The organism is Marinilabiliales bacterium (assembly GCA_007695015.1).
Lineage (GTDB): Bacteria > Bacteroidota > Bacteroidia > Bacteroidales > PUMT01 > PXAP01.
Genome location: REEN01000015.1, coordinates 1 through 21,617 on the forward strand (window position 1 = coordinate 1; position 21,617 = coordinate 21,617).

Consider the following 21,617-nt stretch of genomic DNA (forward strand, 5'->3'; position numbering starts at 1 on the left):
TAACTTTGAATCTGCGGTAATTTTTTCCGCGAGAAAGTCCAAAACTAACAAAAAACAATTAATAATTATATAACAAACTGTTAATATTCCCTTAAAGTATGCGGACTTGCTGCTTTTCAGAATTTTCACCTTATGATGGCAACCCTGCCGGAAAAGCGGAATCGGTCATATTGGATTTTAAGCAGGTAAAGTCCGGGATCCAGTCCCCCGACCCCGATCCAGCCAGACCGGTTGTCTCCCGGGGCAAGGGTTCTTTCGATCACCTTTTTTCCCGATGTGCTGTAGATTGAGATCACTGCCACATGTTCGATGTTCTGCATAAACTCCACCCGCAGGATGTCATTTGCGGGGTTGGGATAGATCCTTATATCGGTGTAATTATTCTGTTCAAATTCAGCACGTATTGTATTGTTGCCAGGTTTATGCCCTATCGTGTGATAGAACAGGAAGTGTCCCGGCGCTCCGGGCACAGGGTTGCCGTTAACCATGATGTTGCTTATGTGGTATCCGTCACCCGCCCGTATCTCATATATTATATCCGTACCCGGTTCGATTGTGAGAGTGCCTTCGGGACCGATTGTGCCGCCGCGACCGGCTGAGGATGTCACCGTCGCTTCAGGTGCCCTTTCGGCCAGGGCAAGGATGCCCGGTTCGGTAAAAGGTACCGTTGACCTTACAACCCCTTCGTTCGCTTCGCCGCCCAGGTTTTGCCAGCCACCGTTTTCCGATATAAGTATTCGCAGCAGGCTCTCATCGTTTTCGGCCATGCCTGGCCCGTAGGGTATGGACACATACGCATCGTCAATATGGTAATCGCCCAGTATGTCGAGCGTATAGTAAAACCCACCGTATATTTTCAGGATAGTTTCGGGCAGAGTGTACCCGGGAGGGGAGGAGCCGGAAAGGCTGACTATGTAAAGAACCTCGTTTGAATTACCGTGCGAGGTTCGTATCGTCAGTGGGTTGTAAAGTCCGCCGTCTCCTACAGGGAAGACCGCTTCCCTGGCGGCCGTGTTGTCCTTGTAGATGCCGAGAGGCCCGTCAATATATGATCGGCTGCCATAACCGGAAACAGATGCTTCAGTCCCCAAAGCAGGGAGGCTGCCCTCCCGTACCCGGATAATGCCGCTCTCCAGGTGCAGATTATTTTCCACCCTGATTCTGCCCCCCAGAACAAGTCCCTGTTCATTATCCACCCTGAGATCTCCAACATCTATCGTGCCGGGCACGGACATAATCTGCTGATCAGAGCCTTCGAAATGCAGCCTGTCTATCCTGTCAATACTGCCTTCGAACCCCTCTTCAATGATTAAGTCCCCCGCCACGGCCACCTCATTACCGTAAAACCTTATCCGGCCGGCAGCTCCGGCTTCGACCGTCAGGTCTCCCCTTACAGTGAAGCGGTCGCCGCCTCCGTCCCTGAACCTGAACTCTCCGTCCCTGTTGGCTACCCTTACTACAAGGTTGTTGAGAGCTGCGGCCGCATTGGAGTTGTTGCTGCCGGAATCTCTTATATTAAAGTTATTGCCTGCGCCCGCTCCCTTCACGATACCATCCTCGGTGCCGGCCAGTATCAGTGTGCCTGTAAAGTTGTAGGAAGAGGGATCGCCGGCAATATTAACACTGTTGCCGGCATAAATGTCGATACCGTCGTCCTCAAAGAGGGCGTCCGGGCCCATGATGAGGATAAGCTGGTTGTCGGAAGCCAGTATGGCGCCGCCGTTGGCAGGGGAGAAGCCAACCCTGCCTGCCGGTTTGTCGAATATTATGTTGTAGCCCCTGATAACATTCCCGTTGCCCGTGATGAGCTGGTCGTGCGGACCGGTGAACCTCAGGTCATATTCACGGTTGCCTCTTGCATCGGGCATTCTGACCTGTCCCCTGAGCGTCAGGTCGCCCCTCACTTCAATCTCTCCCGCTTCGGTAAAGTCCGGGTCAATATCTTCAACTACCAGGTCGTAATAGGAGTTGAAAGGAATGGTGGGAGCATTGCCGGCAAGGATCACAGCCGAACCATCTTCCAGCGTGTTCAGTATGGGCAGGGCAGCATTTGCCAGTTCGAGGGTTGCATTTGCCGTAACATCCACCACGGCATCCAGAACGCCGTTCACCGTCACCCGTATACTGTTCTGCCCGTCACCCACGACAACTCCTGATCCTTCGCCACCTACCTGCCAGTCAGTGTCAACCTCTGCCGATGTCCTGTTCCTTATATGGAACAGGGCTGAATTCATATCAAATGAAGCAGGAGGCTCGCCGGTTCCGTCAGGCTGTGTGCCCCAGGAAGCCAGATCGGTCAGGTCACCCCCGGGTTTGCTGTAAAAAACAATGCTGTACCCCTCAAGAGTAAAATTGTCGAACCTGTTGTTCCCTGAGGTTCCTGAAGCCTCCTCTCCGTGGAACAGTATCCTTGCCGCGAAGCCGGGATTGTCGTTGCTGCCTTCAATTCCGGCAAAATCAAACCTGAATTGCCGGTATGTTTCGGTTATCTCCAGGGTATCACCAATGGCAATCCACTCGTCATTCTCACCGGTGCGGTACCAGACAGTCTGTTTGCGTGCCCCGTTCGGTGTGCGCTTTGCCATGTAGCGCAGTACCACGTTCCTGTATCCGGTTGTAGGTAAAGAAAGTAACAACTCGGCTTCATTCGATGGATTTCTGACCCGGAGCGCCCTGCCGGCAGCATCACCAAAATCAGCATTGAGCAGTGTTCCGTCGTTCACCCTGTCCATCGACCCGCTACCTGTATATTTGATCGTGGCTGCAGTTACCGGGGTGTCTGCTTTTGCTGCCGGGTGGTCTTCTGCCGCCGGGTAGTTTGCCGATAATGCCGAATAGTCCGCCTTTGCTTCGGTTATATCACCTGAAGGCAGATCGTTAAAGTGCCAGAAATGAACCGGCAGGGTGGGATCTCCCATCTGTCCGTCGATCCAGGCTGCCCGTTCAATGAGCCACTTTGTCATCCATCCGATCTCCTCTTCAAAGGTTTCAGCTATGAACCAGTTTGGCCATATATAGGTATCCAGCACCGGCCAGCGTTTATAGTTGCGTTCCTGCGCCTCATCAAGGATGGCTGCGTTATGGTCGATCCGGGCTGTCAGTGCTTCATCCGAAAACTGCCCCCGTCTCAGTTGCCACCATCTTTCCCTGTATTCGGCCCTGAACCGGGGGTCCCGGAAGAGGCGGGTGTACCAGCCGTTGAGGTACTGTTCTTCCGATATAAGCTGATAGTACCATCCGGTTGGCCTCCATCCCTGCAGGTAATTGGCATTGCCAAGGCTCAGGTTGAAATCCCACAAAGGGCCCATCACAAGCTTATCGTTCCTGTCCTTATACATGAAGGTGCTGAGGCGGTAACCATCTATCTCTTTGAGGAGTTCGGTTATCAGGTGAGCGTCAATAAATGAACCGGGTTCTATATATTTATTATATCCTGATTTCGGATCGGCAAAGTTTTCACTGAACAGTGCAGTTTCAAATTCGGTAAGGTAGTTTTCAAGCCAGGCTTTTTGCTGCGGGGTGATATCTTCCTCTGACGGTCTTACAAAGGCGAGGTTGGTGCCCCTCGCTGTCATCAACCCACTCTCACCCGGATTGAACCTGTCCTTCTTGATCATGTATCCGCCCGAAATCTCTGGCTCCTCGTTGTCATCAGGACCGATTTTGTTTATATCGACCCTTCCCTCAGCCCACTTTATCCGTTCGACCAGCACATAGACACCGTGATAGTGCGCATCCCGCAGATCTCCCGAACCGCTGTGCATGAACAGCTCCACAAACCTTGTCCGGGGCGAGTACCTCCCTATATCGTTGCTCAGGCCGTAGGCATAGACATTCCTCATAAGGGACTTGTCACTGTAGGGGCCGTTCAGTATCCAGTTATGCTCTTCGGGCATTCCCAGTATCTCCTCTTTGCGGTTGCTTCCGTCCTCCTCTGTAAGATGAAATCCGAACATTTTTTTAGGAAAGCCCTGTGAGCTCGATCCACGAATGTTTATCATTACTCTTCCCTGCAGCGCCGGATCTGAAATTAGTCCCGTCCGCCCCCCCACGATAGTGTCAAATACTGATATATAAGCGGGTGTCCTGCCCCCCGGGGTGATCTGCCTGTCAAACTGGTGCAGGACCACAACCGGCAGGTTGGAGCTGAAATCTTTAATGTCGTCTGACAGTTTCGTGTATAGCTCACCCGCAGGTTCACTGGAGACCGATCCCGGGATATGGGTGACGGCTCTCACAATCATCGTCCCGGAGACTGGTACAGGCTCTGTGTAGAGGGGCGAAATGCCAGGTAAAGGATGGCTGCCGTCCGTTGTATAATAGACCTCCATATCTGCGTCATGATCGAAGCTCAGTGTGAATTCCGGACTGTAGGTCCCGCCCCTGTGAGAAAAAACAGGAGGGTCAGGTATCACAGGCAGCTCCACGAGACGGTTACCGGTATTGGGACTGCCGGGTGTTGCTGCCGGGAAGTAATAGAACCCGCCGGTTCCGTCCGGATACCTGCCATACGACACGTTGGTCAACTGTTCAGTGGGTGGTACTTCGTCAACCAGGCTGGAGTCGGGTGCGGTAAGGATAACCTCCTCGCCTTCGCGGTTTATCCTGAAGTTTGTGTGCAGCTCGGTCTCACGCCAGTAAAGATGCTCTGCAGGGACCGGTTCCTGGATCACCCCAGAGGGGAGCATCCATCTTACAGCCAGGTTATCGCCTCCGGCATGCTCTTTCATCAGCGCTTTGATGTAGTATTTTCTGCCCTCGACCAGGGGTACGGGGACTGATTGCTGTTCAGGGTATTTGTCCCATTCACGGGACTGTGTCCATCCCGGCACGCTTGCGATCCCGGTTATGTTTGCGTGGTCCTCGTCACTGCTCAGGTAGAGCCTGCCGTTATCGTCGCTGGCAATCCAGAAGACATAATCGCCGGTAACAGGTGGCTCGATGTATCCGTGAACTTTCTGGCCGTAATGATCGTCAACGTTAACCGGAGCCTCAAAACCATCTCTGATAAGGTGCCTGTGCTCAGGATTGTCAGGATAATCAGGGTGATTTACCAGGTCGTCAATTGTGCTGCCCGGTATCCCGGTAAACACCTCCCTCATCAGGCCGTTCGTCCACCCGCCCACCGGTCGGCGGTCCTTCCCCGAGGCCCATATTATCATGAACCCATTTGGTTCGATCGAAACATCGGGGAAAACCCATTTGAAAGGGTCGCCGTAATTGTCTGACAGCCCGAAACCCTCCAGGTTGACACTGTCTTCGCCATAGTTGAACAGCTCGATCCAGTCGCCGAAATCACCATCCTCATCAGCAATAACGGAAGCATTTGAGGCCATTATCTCATTTATGGCCACATCCTGGGCTGCCGGTTCAGGAGATAGGAGAAGGAGAAGTGTGAAGATCAGTGCGAATGCGGTGCCGGAAAACCGTTTTGCCATTAAACTGGGGTTATGGTTCAAACAAGATTAACCGGTTAAAAATACAATTTTTCCGGGATCTTTCCATTGTGGCGAGGGTGATTGGGCCTGGCGGGACCTGATGAAGTATATGGCTGATTGCAGGCATAGCGGGATAGTGGCCGGCTGCTGTCGCGCAGTGCTGCCTGCCTGGAGGGTGGGCCTGGTGGCGGCTGACAGTGGCAGGGTGATTGCCTGTTAGTTGGCGGTGAGTTGCTCGCGGCAGTCACATGTATACGATGAGGGGTAGTCACCGGTAAATGGCACGTGGCAGGCACCAGTGAACGGTGGTTGGTGGTGACCGGAGCGTGGTTAGCGGTTAACGAAGATCTTTCTTACGATGGCATGATTTTCATTCCTTATCCTGACAATGTAGATGCCTCTTGGGGGAGCGAAATGGAAATCGTGCAGACCGCTGCCTTCAGCCTGGAATCTCCCCGCCAGCTGGCCCCCGACATTGAACACCTCTATCTGCGCCCGGGTTGTAAAGGGACTGTCAACGTACAACCGGGAGTTATGGTGGTAAAGGTTTGCATCGGGAGAGGGTTGTTCGTCATTTTCTTCCTGGTAGTCCAGGTTGTATCCGTCAAGGGTTATGTTGTCAAAGCGGTTGTTTCCTGATGTTCCCGTTGTCTCTTCACCGTGAAAGAGAATTCTTATGCTGAACTGAGGGTTGTCATCCGCCTCTTCAATCCCTGCAAAGTTGAACCTGAACTGCTGATAGCTCTCAGTGATCTTAAGGGTATCGCTGTAAAGCACCCACTGATCAATATCAGAAGTCCGGTAATAGACTGTCTGCTGCCTCTGTCCGTTCGGTGTACGCTTAACAGCATACCTCAATACCACGTCGCGGTAGCCGGTAGTGGGAAGTGACAGTACCAGTTCCCTGGTATCGGAGGGGTTTCTCACCCTGAGAGCCCTTTCAGCCGGTGCACCCAGGTCGGCATTAAGCAGCGTGCCGTCATTGACCCTGTCCATGTAGCCTTCACCGCTTCCTTCATATATAAGTGAAGCGCTGCTGACCGAGTAGTCGGCTTCCGCTTCGAAGAATTCCCCGGAAGGGAGATCGTTGAAATGCCAGAAATGCAAAAGCTCAGTGGGCTGCCCGAACTGCCTGTCCATCCACTTGGTACGGCTCATCTGCCAGTTGGTGATCCATGTAATTTCATGATTGTATGTAGGGGCGATGTAATGGTTTGGCCAAACGTACCGGTTCAGAATAGGCCAGCGTTTAAAGTTCCTGTCCTGGGCCTCAGTGAGTATAAAGGCATTTTTGTTAATTCTTCCCCTGAGCGAATCATTTGAGAACTGACCTCTTCGCAACTGCCAGTATCTCTCACTGTATCTGGATGCGAACTCCGGATCCTGAAAAAGGCGCGTAAACCAGCCATAAATATAGATGTTCTGTGAGAGGAGGCTGTAATACCAACCTTCGGGTTCCCATGGCTTGGGCCAGCCGGAATCAGTATAATGAGGGTCAGGGTAGTAGTCCACGTTCCCCATGCTGATATTGAAATCCCAAAGCGGGCCTTTGATAATTTTACCGCCACGGTCCTTGTAAAAGAAGGTGCTCAGCCTGTAACCGTCGATCTCCTTGAGCAGTTCTGTTATAAGGTGGGCGTCAATGAAGGAGTCGGGATCAATATATTTATTATAGCCCTCATGGGGATCGGTGAAGTTATCGCCGAAAAGAGCCGTTTCAAAATCGCTTACATGGTTTTCAAGCCATCTCTTTTGCTGCAGGGTAATATCGGACTCCTGCGGTCTTGCAAATGCAAAATGTGATCCTCTCCGGGTACGGAATCCCGATTCGCCCGGATTTAGCCTGTCCCTCTTGAAAATGTAACCACCCGTTATTTCAGGTTCCTCGTTGTCGTCCGGACCGATTTTTTCTATCTCCACTCTACCGTCTGACCATTTTATGCGTTCGATCAGTACATATACCCCATGATAATGATCTTCTGTCAGGGGACCCGTTCCGTCATGCAGGTAAAGCTCAATGAAGCGGGTTCGGGGTGAATATCGCCCAATATCATTGCTTAGTCCGTAAGCAATGACGTTACGCATCAGCGACTTGTCGCTGTACGGGCCGTTCAGTATCCAGTTATGCTCTTCGGGCATGCCCAGGAGGGCCTCCTTACGGTTGCTGCCATCCTCCTCATGAAGATGGAACCCGTACATCTTTTTTGGGAACATCAGTGAGCTTGACCCCCTCAGGTTAATTACCGCCCTGCTCTGCAATACCGGGTCGTCAGCAAGGCGCACCCTGTCGTCCTCACCCTTGTCATACAATGATATATAGACAGGGACACGGGGATGACCGTCAGGTATGGTACGGTTGAATTTGTGTATGACCATCAGCGGCAGGTTGGAGCTGAACTGGCTGGTGCTGTGTGTCAGTTTCGTAAAAAGCTCTTTGACAACCTTGCTGGAAGCGCCACCCGGTTCATGTGCAATGGCCCTGACTACAGTAGTTCGTGAAATGTTGAAGGGCTGGGAATAACGGCTTGATATACCCGGTTTCGGCTCGCTGCCGTCAGTTGTATAATAGACCTCAAGTCCCACGTCAAACTCAAAGCCAAGTCTGAAATCGTCGATAAACGGTCCCCCGTCCATGGTAAACCTCGGAGGATCGGGTATAACCGGCAATGCTGAAAGTCCCCCGTCATGATTGGGTGCTCCCGGTGTGGGATCTGTATACCAGAACCATTCCCCCGTCCCGTCCGGATATCTTCCATATGAAATATCCCTGGGGATTTCGGTGGGAGGTATTTCATCAACGCGAACAGAATCGGGCCGGGTTAACAGCACTTCCTCTCCTTCCCTGTCAATCCTGAAGTTGGTGTGAAGTTCAGTTTCATTCCAGTAAAGCCGTGAGTTCGGGATTGGTTCCTCAACAGTGCCGGAGGGCAGCCGCCATCTTACGGCAAGATTATCGCCACCCTCGTGCTCTTTCATAAGGGCTTTTATGTAGTACTTTTTAGCCTCTTCGAGCATTACCGTGGCTGATTGCTGTTCGGGATATTTGAGCCATTCCCGTTGATTTGTCCATCCCGGCACGCTGGCTATCTCGACAATATTTTCAGGGTCATCGTCGGTGCTGAGGTAAAGTGCACCGTTATCGTCGCTGGCGATCCAGAATAGATAATCTCCTGTTTCAGGGGCTTCAATATAGCCGTGCATTCGCTGACCGTAATGATTGCCGATATTGGCAGGCGCTTCAAACCCGCCGGTTACCAGGTGTCTTTCATCAGGGTCATCAGGATAGCTGGGGTGCCCGGTAAGGTCGCTTACCGCGCCTCCGGCAATTCCCCTGTAAACCTCCCTCATGATGCCGTTCATCCAGCCCCCTTCAGGCCGCCGGTCCTTTCCCGACGCCCATACCAGGAGGAATTCTCCGGGACCGATCGTTACCGGAGGGAAGACCCAGCGGAACGGCCTGTCATAGTCGTCTGACAGTCCGTACCCTTCAAGATCAACAGGTTCGCTGCCGTAATTGTACAGCTCTATCCAATCCTCAAAATCGCCGTCCATGTCGGCAATTGTCTCCCCGTTCGAAGCCATAATCTCATTGATGGCCACAGTCTGTCCCTTTGCCTGGTGCAGCGGATAAGCAAGCATCAGAAGCATCACCGGCAGGCAAAGGGAATATTTCAGAAAAACTTTATAGACGTTGCTCTTCATTGGGAACAGAAAGTTATTTAATCAGGCCGGCCCTGCCGGCCTGATTTGAAATTAAAGTTGCAAATATGGCAAATCGGCCGGTAACCGGCAAGGTCCAGCCCAAAAGCCTCAATAATAAAACTCCACGTTATAAACGGAAATATTCTCTTTTTCGTCAGCGACGATCAGTTCGAGTTCACGGTTTTTGCCCTGACCAATTCTTTTCTTGTCAAAAACATAGAAAAGGTGGTCATTCTTCGGATCAAACTCAAAGAGGGCCCATTCACCGTCAATATAGCCGTTATAGGTTGCTATGCCCGAAAGGTCATCCCGCACCCTGAAACTTATCATTGGCCGGTTGCTCATATCCCTTCCCGGAGCGATGTTAAGGGGCTCAATAACAGGGGGTATGGTGTCGACCATCACTGTAAAACGTCCGAACACATTGGTCTGCCCGCTCACGTACCCGTCATTCCACCTGCTGCCGACCGGCGAGGGTGAGTTGTTATTATTGAGATTAACAATGAGGGCTTTTTCTCTCAGCTCCGGGGGAATTTTATCCGCCCCGATGCTGAGCTGGTAATTACGGTGCACGGGAGTAAACTCATCGTGTATGTGGTAAACCGGGGTCAGGCTGCCATTTACCGGGGGAGATGCATGAAGCCCGAAAAGCAGGTCGTCGTAAAGAGCCCCTGCCGGCAGTGAAACCGAAACATTATCTCCCGAATACCTGTTCGGCTGGTCATACCGCATCAGCATGACGAAATTGCCGGGCGGTTTTGGCGGTAATGCCTCTTCCTCCGGCATGACGGTCCTCACACTGAAATCCACGACAGACCTGTTCTTATAGGCATCTTTCACTACAATGCGGCCACCGGTGGTCCCTTCGTTGTAGAAAAGTCCGATTCCCCTGTTTACATGATGACCATATATGCTCATCCTGTTGTTGGGCTGCAGGAAGGTGCGCTGTATGTCCCTCCTGTTCCTTATCTTCTCGGCGTAATCGATATGTGAGTTGATGTACCGGAGCTCTCCGAATGCAAACCTGGTCAGCTCGTGCCGGTAAACGCTTTTATTGTCAAGAAGAAGTTCAACCGACCAGACACCGCAACGGTTCGGGGCGTTGTTCAGGAAATCGGTCGCCTCGATCCCAAATCCAATCTCCCCGTACACTTCGATACTGGTGCCCGATGGCAGGTGGTAGCGGCCCCGGCCGCCGTCAAGCGGTATGAACAGCGGCTCATTCCTGCCGTTTACCAGGCTGTTGTGCGTGAGCGGATAGACGGCAAGGGTGTAAAGCACGGGCGGCAGGTTGTCCTTCACATCAAAATCAAACAGGAGAGGGTTGACCGGCATCTGCGTGGCTGCTTCGCGTATCTCGAAGTGGAGGTGGGGCCCGAATGAGGAGCCGGTGTTGCCCGAATAGCCGATAAGCTCGCCCTGCTCAAACCTGAACATTCCGCGCGGGGGGGTAAGGTCGACGTGAAAGCTCTGGCGCCTGTACTGCTGCTCCCTGATATATGCTTCTATCTCTACGGTGAACCGGTCAAGATGGGCGTACACCGTTGCCAGTCCGTTCGGATGCTCAATATAGAGCGCCCTGCCGTACCCGACGGGGGAAACAAGTATGCGGTAAACATGTCCCTCTGCGGCAGCCAGGACCCTGCGGCCCGTCACTCCCCCGGTACGGATATCAATGCCGGCGTGAAAGGCGTTCGTGCGCAGCTCGCCGAAATTTGCCGAGAGGCTCAGCGGGAACTCAACAGGCGAAATGAAATAGCCGGAGGGGAAACTATTGTTTGCAGCATCGTGGGAATAGACGGTCAGGGTGGCATCTCCGTCAACAGAGGAAGTGGTATGCCGGACGTGGGCTTCCGCCGAAAGGCTGCTTGAAATAACTTCAGGAGGGGGTTGTCCGGGTAACAGGGTAAGACGATCGTTAACTTCCGCCGAAAGGCTGTTCAGTAAAAAAAGCGCGGGAAAAAACAAAAATGAAATTAACCGACCCATTTATTCGTTATAATTGCATATATTTAAAATCCGGTTGTAAAACTAAAAATACCCGGGATAATTATCCAATAAAGCAGTTTATTTTTTTATTTGCGAAAGCTGTAGTAAATTTGTAAGTAATTAGTAAGGTAAGGATATGGATAGCAATCAGGATCAACTGGTAATTCGATTAAAGGAAAAGATTGATACCGTTGTATCATTGCTTGAAAAATCCGAAGAGGAACGCGAAAAGCTTCAAAAGGAGAAGGTTCAGCTTACCGAACAGGTAAAACTGAAGTTAACAGCCTTCGAAGAGCTTGAGCGGAAATATGAGAGCCTTAAGCTGGCCAAGGCCATACTGGGATCGGGTGAAAATTCGCACGATGCCAAAATTAAGGTTAACAGGATTGTGCGGGAGATCGATAAATGTATTGCTCTTTTGAACCATTAGAATATAAAACCGTATATGGATGACAAGCTATCAATACGGGTCAACGTCGCGGAAAGATTTTATCCCCTTAAGATAAGCAGGGGAGATGAGGAGAAGATCCGTAAGGCAGCGAGACTGATAAATGAAAAGGTACTTCAGTATAAACAAAGGTACACGGATAAGGATCTGCAGGATTTTCTGGCGATGGCTGCACTGCAGTTTGTCATAAGGTTACTGGAAAGTGAAGAGAAGACGGATGTAGCGCCCATATGGGAACAGTTGAAGGACCTCGAACAGGAATTAGGAGATTATATTCAGGGAAAGAAGAGTAATAGCGTTCTTTAAAATAAGGTAAAGATTTTGCCCGCATAGTGTTTCTTTAATTGAGTAAAACTCAACACTTTACAAATTGGAGCAAAGCTCAGTCCGACAATGGCAGGCCTCACTCCCGGTTCGTCCGGGAGTTCCGGGAAACCGGGACCGTGGAAGTCAGAATTGGAATGGCAGCTCCACCCATGTTAAATTGGGGTTTTAACGATAATTGAAGAAACTTATGCGGGTTTTTTTATATATAATACTAACTCAGTTAAACTTAAATAGATCATGGACACAGCAATAATTACAGGGGCCGTAACACCGGTACTCTGCTCAGTGATAGCTGCTGTTTCCTTTATTGCAGGTGGATTGCTTACGGTAATGATTTACCGCATCCTGCTGAAGAGGAAACGGCTAAATATGATCAAGGAGGCAGAGCTTGAGGCCGAGGTTATCAAGAGGGAAAAGATAATGCAGGCCAAGGAGAAATTTTACCAGCTCAAGTCCGAGCACGAAAAGCTGATCAACGAGAAGAACAACAAGATAAACCAGACAGAACAGAAGCTCAGGCAACGCGAATCAGCGCTCTCCCAGCGTATAGCCGATTCGCAGAAGGAGAAGCAGGAAGTTGAGGCAATTCGCGAGAACCTGAAAGCACAGATTGAACTGGTTGATAAAAAGAGCGAGGAGATGGAGAGGCTGCACAAGCAGCAGGTCGAAAAGCTTGAGTCCATATCCGGACTTTCGGGTGATGAGGCGAAGGAGCAGCTTGTCGAGTCACTGAAAGAGGAGGCCAAGACAGAGGCGATGTCATATATCAACGAGATAATGGGAGAGGCCAGGATGACCGCCACAAAGGAGGCAAAGAAGATAGTAATTCAATCGATACAGCGTGTTGCCGCAGAGAGCACCATTGAAAACTCAGTAACCGTGTTCCACATAGACGGCGATGAGATAAAGGGACGCATAATTGGCCGTGAAGGAAGGAACATCAGGGCACTGGAAGCTGCAACAGGTGTAGAGATCATTGTCGACGACACGCCCGAGGCTATCATCCTGTCGGCTTTCGACCCGGTGCGCCGGGAGATCGCCAGACTTGCCCTCCACCAGCTTGTTACCGACGGCCGGATACACCCGGCACGTATTGAGGAGATCGTACAGAAGACCCAGAAGCAGATAGAGGAGGAGATCGTTGAGATAGGCAAGCGTACGACCATCGACCTGGGTATTCACGGACTTCACCCGGAGCTGGTAAGGATAATCGGCAAGATGAAGTACCGGTCCTCTTACGGGCAGAACCTGCTGCAGCACTCACGCGAGGTTGCCAACCTCAGTTCAATAATGGCTGCCGAGCTCGGCCTCAATCCCAAGCTCGCCAAGCGTGCGGGACTGCTGCATGACATCGGCAAGGTGCCCGATGACGAGACGGATATGCCCCACGCAATCCTTGGCATGAAACTTGCCGAGAAGTACAAGGAGAAGCCTGAGATAGTAAATGCCATAGGGGCGCACCACGATGAGGTGGAGATGACAACCATGATAGCGCCCATAGTGCAGGTATGCGATGCCATCTCGGGTGCAAGGCCGGGAGCAAGAAGAGAGGTGGTGGAAGCCTATATCAAGAGGCTCAAGGACCTTGAAGCAATGGCGCTGGCATACCCGGGCGTTATGAAGACATACGCCATCCAGGCAGGACGTGAGCTGAGGGTGATAGTCGGCAGTGACAAGATATCTGACCAGGACTCAGAGAAGCTCTCGTACGACATCGCGAAGAAGATCCAGGATGAGATGACATACCCCGGACAGGTCAAGATCACCGTCATCAGGGAGACAAGGGCGGTCAGTTATGCAAAATAGTACTTACAGCATACAGAAAACCAGACATTTTTTGTACTTTTATAACAGGTGATAAAAAAGAGGTTTAGAGAAAAGTTCAGGGCAAGGCTGAGAGAAGCTTTCGACAAGGTGTACCCGACCCCGCGGTGGGTGGTGTACACCCTCGACCTTCTGGCGGCGGCCTTTGCCGTTATCATGGCCTGGATGTTCGGTACAGGCTTCAGGACTGGGCCGGTTGACCTGGATACTTTTCTCTTTTCAATTGTCTATATCGTGTCCGTGAGAGCTTCGGTGTTTCTGATTACCGCCAGCTTTTCGAATGTGATAAGGCTTACCGGCTCGAGGGATATCCTTTTTAACCTGAGGGTAATCTCTTACGGCACCCTGGTGCTGCTTTTTTTCAACATGGCAGGTGTGCTTGTCAGCGGCACCGCAGCCATACCAACGGCAGTAATCCTGCTTGAATTTTTCATAACCTCGGTCCTCCTGAACGGCTACAGGCTGATTATAGGCAAGATCTATTTCGACCTGCTGAACCCTGCAAGGGAAAGGAGCAATGTGATCATTTACGGATCTGACCAGCATGCATTCTCGATAAAAAGGGCCATCGAAAGCGACAGTTCGCTCAGGATGAAGGCAGTCGCCTTTATTGACAACGGGAACAACAATGCCGGTTGCCAGATTGACGGGGTGGATATTATCAACCTTCACGACCTGGCGGACAGCTTTCACTCCCGGAAGTCCGATGCAGTTATCATACCTGCACTTACCACTTCCTACCATGTAAAGGAGTTCATAGTTGACCGGTGCCTGGAGCATGATGTCAGGCTGATGCCGATTCCCGACGTGAGGTTCTGGATCGGCGGACAGCTCGTCTATGATCCTGTTGAGAACCTTGATGTTGACGACCTCCTGGAAAGAGAGCCCATTCACCTTGACATGAGGCAGATAAAGAATCAGCTCACCGGGAAGACAATACTTGTAACAGGTGCGGCCGGCAGCATAGGCAGCGAGATAGTCCGCCAGCTCATTCCGTTCCGCCCTGCAAAACTTATCTTCTTCGACCAGGACGAGTCCGCTCTCTATTCACTCGACCTGTCGCTGAGGGAGGAGTACCGGTTTTTCAGGTTCGAGACTGCCATGGGCAATATATCGGACAGCTACAGGGTGGAGAAGCTCTTCCGCACCTACAGGCCCGACATAGTCTTCCATGCCGCCGCCTACAAGCATGTACCCATGATGGAGGCCAACGCCTACGAGGCTGTAAGGGTAAATGTGCTGGGCACCCGGAATCTTGCTGATATGGCTGTAAAATATAGGGCGGAAAAGTTCGTGATGATCTCGACCGACAAGGCAGTGCGGCCCACCAACGTGATGGGCGCCACCAAGCGCATTGCCGAGATGTATGTCCAGGCCATGAACCAGCAGGGTGAAACCATCTTTATCACCACCCGTTTCGGGAACGTTCTGGGCTCCAACGGATCGGTCATCCCCACCTTCCTTAAGCAGTTACGGGAAAAGGGTGAGCTGACCGTTACCCACCCCGAAATAACACGGTTCTTCATGTCGATCCCTGAAGCGTGCCAGCTTGTGCTCGAGGCCGGCGCCATGGGCAAGACAGGCGAGATATTCATCTTTGACATGGGCAAGCCCGTTAAGATCAACGACCTAGCCTGCAGGCTCATCAACCTGTGCGGCAAGACACCCGGTAAAGAGATACCGATCAGGTATACCGGACTTAGGCCAGGGGAGAAGCTTTACGAGGAGTTGCTGTACGACAGGGAGAAGACCCTTCCGACACATAACCCGAAGATAATGATAGCCAAAACAGAAGCCCCTAAGTATATGGAAATATCAGTCGAGGTGGACCATTTGATATCATTACTTAACCGGAACTCAACAATGGAGATGGTAGCTGCAATGAAGGCAATTGTGCAGGATTATCAAAGCCTTAACTCAGAGTTTGAGAAGCTGGACAAACTCCCCATTGATGCTGAAACCATACCTGAAACAGAAACCGTGAAATAAAGCTCAGAAATGAAGATACTCGTTACCGGCACCGCCGGGTTCATTGGATTTCACCTTGCCAGGAAACTGCTTGAAAGAGGAGATGAAGTGACAGGGCTGGACAATATAAACGATTACTACGATGTAAACCTGAAATACGACCGCCTTGAACAGACAGGGATAGAGAGGGAGGCAATCACACCAGGCAAGCCTGTTTCCAGCAATAAACACCCCGGGTATCGATTTGTAAAGATGGAGCTGGGCGACAGAGATGGCATCAATGAGCTCTTCAGGCAGGAGAAGTTTGACCGGGTATGCCACCTTGCTGCACAGGCAGGTGTAAGGTACAGCCTCACAAACCCGCATGCATATACAGAGAGCAACATCAACGGCTTTATCAACATACTGGAAGCCTGCCGGCACAACAACATCGAACACCTTGCCTATGCCAGCAGCTCGAGCGTTTACGGGCTGAATGAGACCATGCCCTTCTCAACCTCCCACAACGTCGATCACCCCGTCAGCCTCTATGCAGCTTCAAAAAAGAGCAACGAGCTGATGGCCCATACCTATTCTCACCTGTACGGATTACCAACCACGGGTTTGCGGTTCTTTACCGTTTACGGCCCCTGGGGACGTCCCGACATGGCCCTGTTCATTTTTACCAAAGCAATTCTTTCGGGGAGATCCATCGATGTCTATAACAAGGGGGATATGAAGAGGGACTTTACCTATATAGACGATATTATCGAAGGAGTGACAAGGGTAATTGACAACCCGCCGAAAGGCAATGAGCAATGGAACGCGGCGGAACCAGATCCCTCTACGTCACCAGCCCCCTACAAGGTTTACAATATCGGGAATAACAGTCCGGTCCGGCTCATGGGCTTTATCAGCGCCATAGAGAAAGCCACCGGAATGACTGCAGAAAAGAACATGATGCCAATCCAGCCCGGCGACGTGCCTGCAACCTGGGCCGATGTGGAGGACCTGGTACGTGACCTCGGCTACAGGCCAGACACTGATATTAACAAGGGAGTAGGGGAGTTCGTTAAGTGGTACAGGGGGTATTACGGGGTTTGAATAAGCCTGCCGCGTGAGTTCATGCTTTCAATTATTACCTCACTTGGAGAACCCGAATAGTATATATTGCCATAATGGCCCAGCCAGGCCCTGAGATGGTTTTCGACATGGATATGTGAATTACCTATACTGTAATTTCTTACATTTGCGTTGTTAACGATCAGTTCCCCCGCATCCAGCTCAGCACTGCCAAAGGTTCGAAATCTTGCTTCGTGCGCAAATCCCCTGAAAATGTAATAACCGAAATTATTATAATCGGTGGTGAAATAGAGATAACCGGCATTCACTGTAATATCTGTCTCCGCCAGCAGTCCGATTGAATATATGGAAAGACTTACGAGTGCCAGTGTATCTGTCGAATATAACTTTGAAGGAGAGTTTATCCAAATCCTTTTCAAATCAGGTAAGGATATTACCAGCTTCGTTCGCGGATAATCCGGCAGCCAGGTAAAGGTATTGTCATCCGACAATTTCAGCGTATCGGCTTCCACGTTAACAGATATATTCTCAAGGATATTTCTGTTCCCTTCAAGCCTCACTGAATAGAGAGAATCATTCCTGAGCTCTATTTCGAAGATGCTGTTGATCTGCAGATCGGAGAAAGCCGGAAGGGAGTATTCAATAACAGATGGATCATCAGGAAAGAAGACTCCTTTGGTGCACCCCTGAAGCAGGACTGTCACCGGCAGCAGAACAGCAATTATAAGCCGGCAGAAACTATTAGGTGACTTACCTGTTAAATTCATAGCCAATCCCCCATTCAACGTAATCGGCAATTGCAAACCAGTGCGATTTTACTGCAACCTGCAAGGTCAGGTTGTTTCTAAAGGTGTATTTCATTCCAACACGGTTTGTCATGAAAGGCCACTCTTCTGCCTCATTATAGATATAGACACCCGGATGCAGCATAAATGCCAGCGGCCCCCTGCCGGCCTGGAGGGAGATGTGGAGAGCGGACTGGAACGGAGAGAGTTCATCATTCCTTTCAGTCCGAATATAAGGCCTGTAAGCCCATGTATCATTATAGAACAGGCTGAAACCCAATCCCACACTTTTCCCTTTCGCAACCTCATAACCATAGTCGAAGATCAGGCTTGACGTGAATATCTGCCTGTCCACCCGCCTGTCCACCTGCTTGATCCCCGGGGCATATATAAAGGTGTACCTGTGCCTCCCATGCGGGAACGGATCTCTCACCGCCCAATCCGGCAGCGTATATGGACGATCATCCCTGTATTCAATACCCGCACTCAGCGTAAACAGGTTCAGACCCTGATTCGGAGACACCACAGCCCCGTTGGACATATGGTGAAGCGACAAGGCCGGCATTATCACCCATTTGTCCCCTACCAGAGGAATCCTCCCCTTAACGGTAAATTGTGCGTAAGCATTGATATGAGAACCGATCGCCCGGTTAAAGTAATTGGTTTCCAGGTCAAAGGGTTTAGTCAGGCAGGATAATCCGACTCCAACCTTAAACTGAACCGGCAGGTTATTCTTCCGGGGCGTGACAAGAGTGAGGAACAGAGCATGTACATTCCCGTAAATTTCTTTATTTCCCACACCCGAAAAAAAATAGCCGGCACCAATGTGCGTGTTTCTGTCAGGACGCATCTCCCCAGGTATGAACCATGCATTAAGCTCAAGAGAGCGGACATATTCACGGTTGAAGTATGTGATGGTCTCATGATGCGGAAGCACAGTTCCCCCGTGAACATTAAAGTTATAATACAAATAACCATTATCTTTGTCCTCAGAAACAGAAACTGCTGAGCACGGGACAGCAAGTGCCAGCAAAACAACCGTAATGCAAGAAGCTCTCAGCATCGCAAAAAGGAATATAACGTAAATATAGCAGTTAATCCAGTAAACAGAAAGCAGACCAAACCCCAAAATTGTTCAAAAGAAAGATAACATTTACTTTAATAGCATGACGCTTTTTATTATTTTCGCCTGACTTTTCAGTGCAGCGGTATATCTTTGCCGTAACTGAAGGGGCGAAGCTGTGGGAAATACCTAATATTTAAAATATTTTTTCCTTTTTTTGGTTAAACTAATAATATGTGTAAAAAATTCATTATCAGATTTGCCATTTTATCCGCATTAATATTCGTTGCAGGCAATATAGATGCAGATATAAATGCACAACAAGCCAACCTGTTGCAGACCGATCTGAGAAACATCAATGTTGATGAACTCTCAGACAGCCAGGTACGGCAATTCATAAGAGAGGCCGACAGCAGAGGTTTGTCCATGCAGGACCTTGAGGCACAGGCTATTTCAAGAGGGATGCCATACAGTGAAGTGCAGAAGCTGAGGCAAAGGATCTCCGGATTGCAACATCAACGGGATGTTGATATGGCTGATGAACCCGAAAGAACTGTAGCAGAAGATGCCATACTGTCTGAAAGAGAGCTGCAGCGGCAACTGGTTTCGCCGGAGGAGCTGCAAATTTTCGGATACGAACTGTTCAGAAGGGAAAATCTCACCTTTGAGCCCAGCCTCAACATCCCCACACCACCCGGCTATCAGCTTGGTTCCGGAGATGAACTGATAATTGAGGTATGGGGCGCATCACAGCGCTCATACCAGCTTACGGTCAATCCGGAAGGCCAGATCAGGATCGATAATATCGGACCTGTACATGTGAGCGGACTTACAATAGAAAGGGCATCTGAGTTAATAATCAGCAGGCTTACAACGATATATTCAGGTTTAAGAGGGCCCTCGCCCAACACTTTTGCCCAGGTCAGCCTGGGTAGTGTGAGAAGCATCAAGGTAACCATCGCAGGCGATGCATTTATGCCGGGAACCTATACCCTGCCTGCCTTTGCCACTGCATTCAATGCTTTATACCTGGCCGGCGGCCCCGCTCAAAAGGGGTCATTCAGGGAGATCAGGGTGATACGTAACGGCGAAACAGTCACCAATATCGATCTGTACGACTTTCTGTTACGCGGGGAGACATCTCTTAATATCAGGCTGCGTGATGAGGACCTTATTTTTATCGGCCCCTACAGGAACAGGACAACCATTGCCGGACAGGTCAAAAGACCGGCAATCTATGAGCTCAGGGAAAGTGAAACACTATCCGACCTGATCGATTATTCAGGCGGATTCACTGCATCAGCCTACAAAAAGCGTTTGCAGGTGGACAGGAAAACAGAAAGCCAGCGTCAACTGTTAAATGTGGAAACCGATCTTTACAGCTCTTTCCTGATGAGAAACGGTGATATTATAAGAGTCGGCCCCATTCTTGAACGGTATGATAACCGTGTAGTTATCGAGGGTGCCGTTTTCCGTGAAGGAGAATACGCCCTTACAGAGGGAATGACAGTCACCGAATTAATATCGAGAGCAGAAGGGCTGCGTGAAGATGCATTTCTTAACAGGGCCGCCCTTTATCGTCTCAGGGATAACCTTGAAACAGAGATCATAGAATTAAATATTAGTCATATAATTGACGGGGCAGTCCCCGACATCCCTCTTCAGAGGGAAGATATACTGATGATCAGCTCCGTATTTGACCTTCAGCAGGAAAGGACTGTAAGGGTGGTCGGTGAAGTGAACTCACCCGGATCATTTCCATATGCACACAACATACAGCTTGGCGAGATAATAAGAAAGGCAGGGGGATTAACAGATGCCGCATCACTGGCCATTGTTGAGGTAGCAAGGAGAACAAGCGACAGGACAACGACCAGTCCAGTACGCCGGATTTCCGAAATATTTACATTCCCGATAGATGGACAGCTTTCCCTGGATGATGAAGCTTCCTCTTTCACACTTGAACCTTTTGATCTGATATTTGTCCGGCGCTCCCCCGGCTACACTCCCCAGATAACAACCGAGGTAAGAGGTGAAGTTGTCTTCCCCGGCAGATATGCCATTACCAGTAAGAATGAACGTATATCCGACCTGATAAAACGTTCCGGAGGATTAACGGAAGATGCCTATATACCCGGAGCAACACTCATACGCCAGGCAAATGGCGAACAAACTGCAAGGATAAGGCAACTGGAAGCACTGGAGACGGATGAAGTCGAAATTTTAGATGAGACTTTCGAGGAAGAAGAACAAAGAATCGGTATTGACCTGGAACGGATTCTAAGGAACCCGTATTCAATTCATGACCTTATTCTGATGGAAGGAGATATCCTGAGCATACCACAGGAATTTCAAACCGTCAGGTTAACAGGATCCTTGCTGCACCCGGTCACCACACCTTACAGGGAAAGGATGGGAGTGAGGGGATATGTTGCCAATGCCGGAGGATTTGCTGACAACGCAATGAAAAGGAAGGTTTACGTGCTTTACCCAAATGGTTCGGTGGACCGGACACGCAATTTCCTGTTATTCCGTTCATATCCTATGGTAGAACCGGGATCAGAGATCATTGTTCCCCAGAAACCCGAACGCCAGCCCAGGACCCTGCAGGAAACCCTTGCCATCGGGTCAGCAATGACCTCGCTCGCATTGGTTATTGTGACACTGATCAATCAGTTTTAGATTAACAATCAGGATTTTATTCAATATAAGATGACAGCAGAAAATCAAAATCCAAATAAGAGTACCACTTCCGCATCCGACGAAATTGATCTGATTGAAGTAATCAGATATATCTGGGATGGCAGATGGCTGATAATAAAAGTGACCGGGATATTTATTGTTCTCGGACTTGTTATTGCACTGACCAGTCAGAATCAATATAAGGCAGAAGCACGACTTTTACCTGAGGTCCGTGATACCCAGGGAGGAGCCTCGGCTCTTTTAAGGCAATTCGGAGGATTAGGGGGATTTAATTTGCCCGGAGGCGCGGGAGCGGATGCCATCCGCCC

12 protein-coding genes are annotated in these 21,617 nt (G+C 50.3%); 7 read left to right on the forward strand and 5 right to left on the reverse strand.

Translation table 11 applies throughout. The annotated features are described in order from the left end of the window. Nucleotides 1-125: 125 nt before the first annotated feature. The 3 genes from EA408_00300 to EA408_00310 form a co-directional block, all read right to left on the reverse strand. Complete coding sequence (locus tag EA408_00300; protein ID TVR75419.1) at nt 126-5,438, reverse strand: T9SS C-terminal target domain-containing protein; 5,313 nt, start codon at nt 5,436-5,438, stop codon at nt 126-128. A gap of 330 nt (nt 5,439-5,768) precedes the next feature. Continuing rightward, entirely contained in the window at nt 5,769-9,140 is a 3,372-nt protein-coding gene (locus EA408_00305) for a T9SS C-terminal target domain-containing protein (protein ID TVR75420.1), read from the reverse strand. 108 nt (nt 9,141-9,248) lie between these two features. Continuing rightward, nucleotides 9,249-11,129: a M23 family metallopeptidase gene (locus EA408_00310; GenBank protein ID TVR75421.1), complete on the reverse strand. Its 1,881-nt coding sequence runs from the start codon at nt 11,127-11,129 to the stop codon at nt 9,249-9,251. A gap of 136 nt (nt 11,130-11,265) precedes the next feature. On the opposite strand from EA408_00310, the gene EA408_00315 reads away from it, so the two are divergent. The 5 genes from EA408_00315 to EA408_00335 all read left to right on the forward strand — a co-directional run bounded on the left by EA408_00315 (nt 11,266) and on the right by EA408_00335 (nt 16,779). Continuing rightward, nucleotides 11,266-11,559 (forward strand): hypothetical protein, encoded by a 294-nt coding sequence (locus tag EA408_00315; GenBank protein ID TVR75422.1) that lies wholly within the window; start codon nt 11,266-11,268, stop codon nt 11,557-11,559. Nucleotides 11,560-11,574: 15 nt separating this feature from the next. Continuing rightward, nucleotides 11,575-11,883, forward strand: coding sequence for a cell division protein ZapA (locus EA408_00320; GenBank protein TVR75423.1), 309 nt, complete (start codon nt 11,575-11,577; stop codon nt 11,881-11,883). A 258-nt stretch (nt 11,884-12,141) separates the two neighbouring features. Next, complete coding sequence (rny, locus tag EA408_00325) at nt 12,142-13,710, forward strand: ribonuclease Y (protein TVR75424.1); 1,569 nt, start codon at nt 12,142-12,144, stop codon at nt 13,708-13,710. A 48-nt stretch (nt 13,711-13,758) separates the two neighbouring features. Then, nucleotides 13,759-15,717, forward strand: coding sequence for a polysaccharide biosynthesis protein (locus EA408_00330; GenBank protein TVR75425.1), 1,959 nt, complete (start codon nt 13,759-13,761; stop codon nt 15,715-15,717). 9 nt (nt 15,718-15,726) lie between these two features. Further along, complete coding sequence (locus EA408_00335) at nt 15,727-16,779, forward strand: NAD-dependent epimerase (protein TVR75426.1); 1,053 nt, start codon at nt 15,727-15,729, stop codon at nt 16,777-16,779. On the opposite strand, the gene EA408_00340 is transcribed toward EA408_00335, so the two are convergent. After that, nucleotides 16,767-17,525: a hypothetical protein gene (locus tag EA408_00340; protein TVR75427.1), complete on the reverse strand. Its 759-nt coding sequence runs from the start codon at nt 17,523-17,525 to the stop codon at nt 16,767-16,769. The two genes, EA408_00335 and EA408_00340, sit on opposite strands and share 13 nt — an antisense overlap. Then, nucleotides 17,509-18,672, reverse strand: a complete 1,164-nt coding sequence (locus EA408_00345) for a hypothetical protein (GenBank protein TVR75428.1) — start codon at nt 18,670-18,672, stop codon at nt 17,509-17,511. The genes EA408_00340 and EA408_00345 overlap by 17 nt, the downstream gene beginning before the upstream one ends. A 168-nt stretch (nt 18,673-18,840) precedes the next feature. Here EA408_00345 and EA408_00350 point away from each other — a divergent pair, with 168 nt between their 5' ends. Together EA408_00350 and EA408_00355 are read left to right on the forward strand one after the other, a co-directional pair. Beyond that, complete coding sequence (locus EA408_00350) at nt 18,841-21,288, forward strand: capsule biosynthesis protein (GenBank protein TVR75429.1); 2,448 nt, start codon at nt 18,841-18,843, stop codon at nt 21,286-21,288. Nucleotides 21,289-21,318: 30 nt separating this feature from the next. Continuing rightward, nucleotides 21,319-21,617: LPS O-antigen length regulator (locus tag EA408_00355; GenBank protein ID TVR75430.1), on the forward strand; the 299-nt coding region annotated here is incomplete at its 3' end.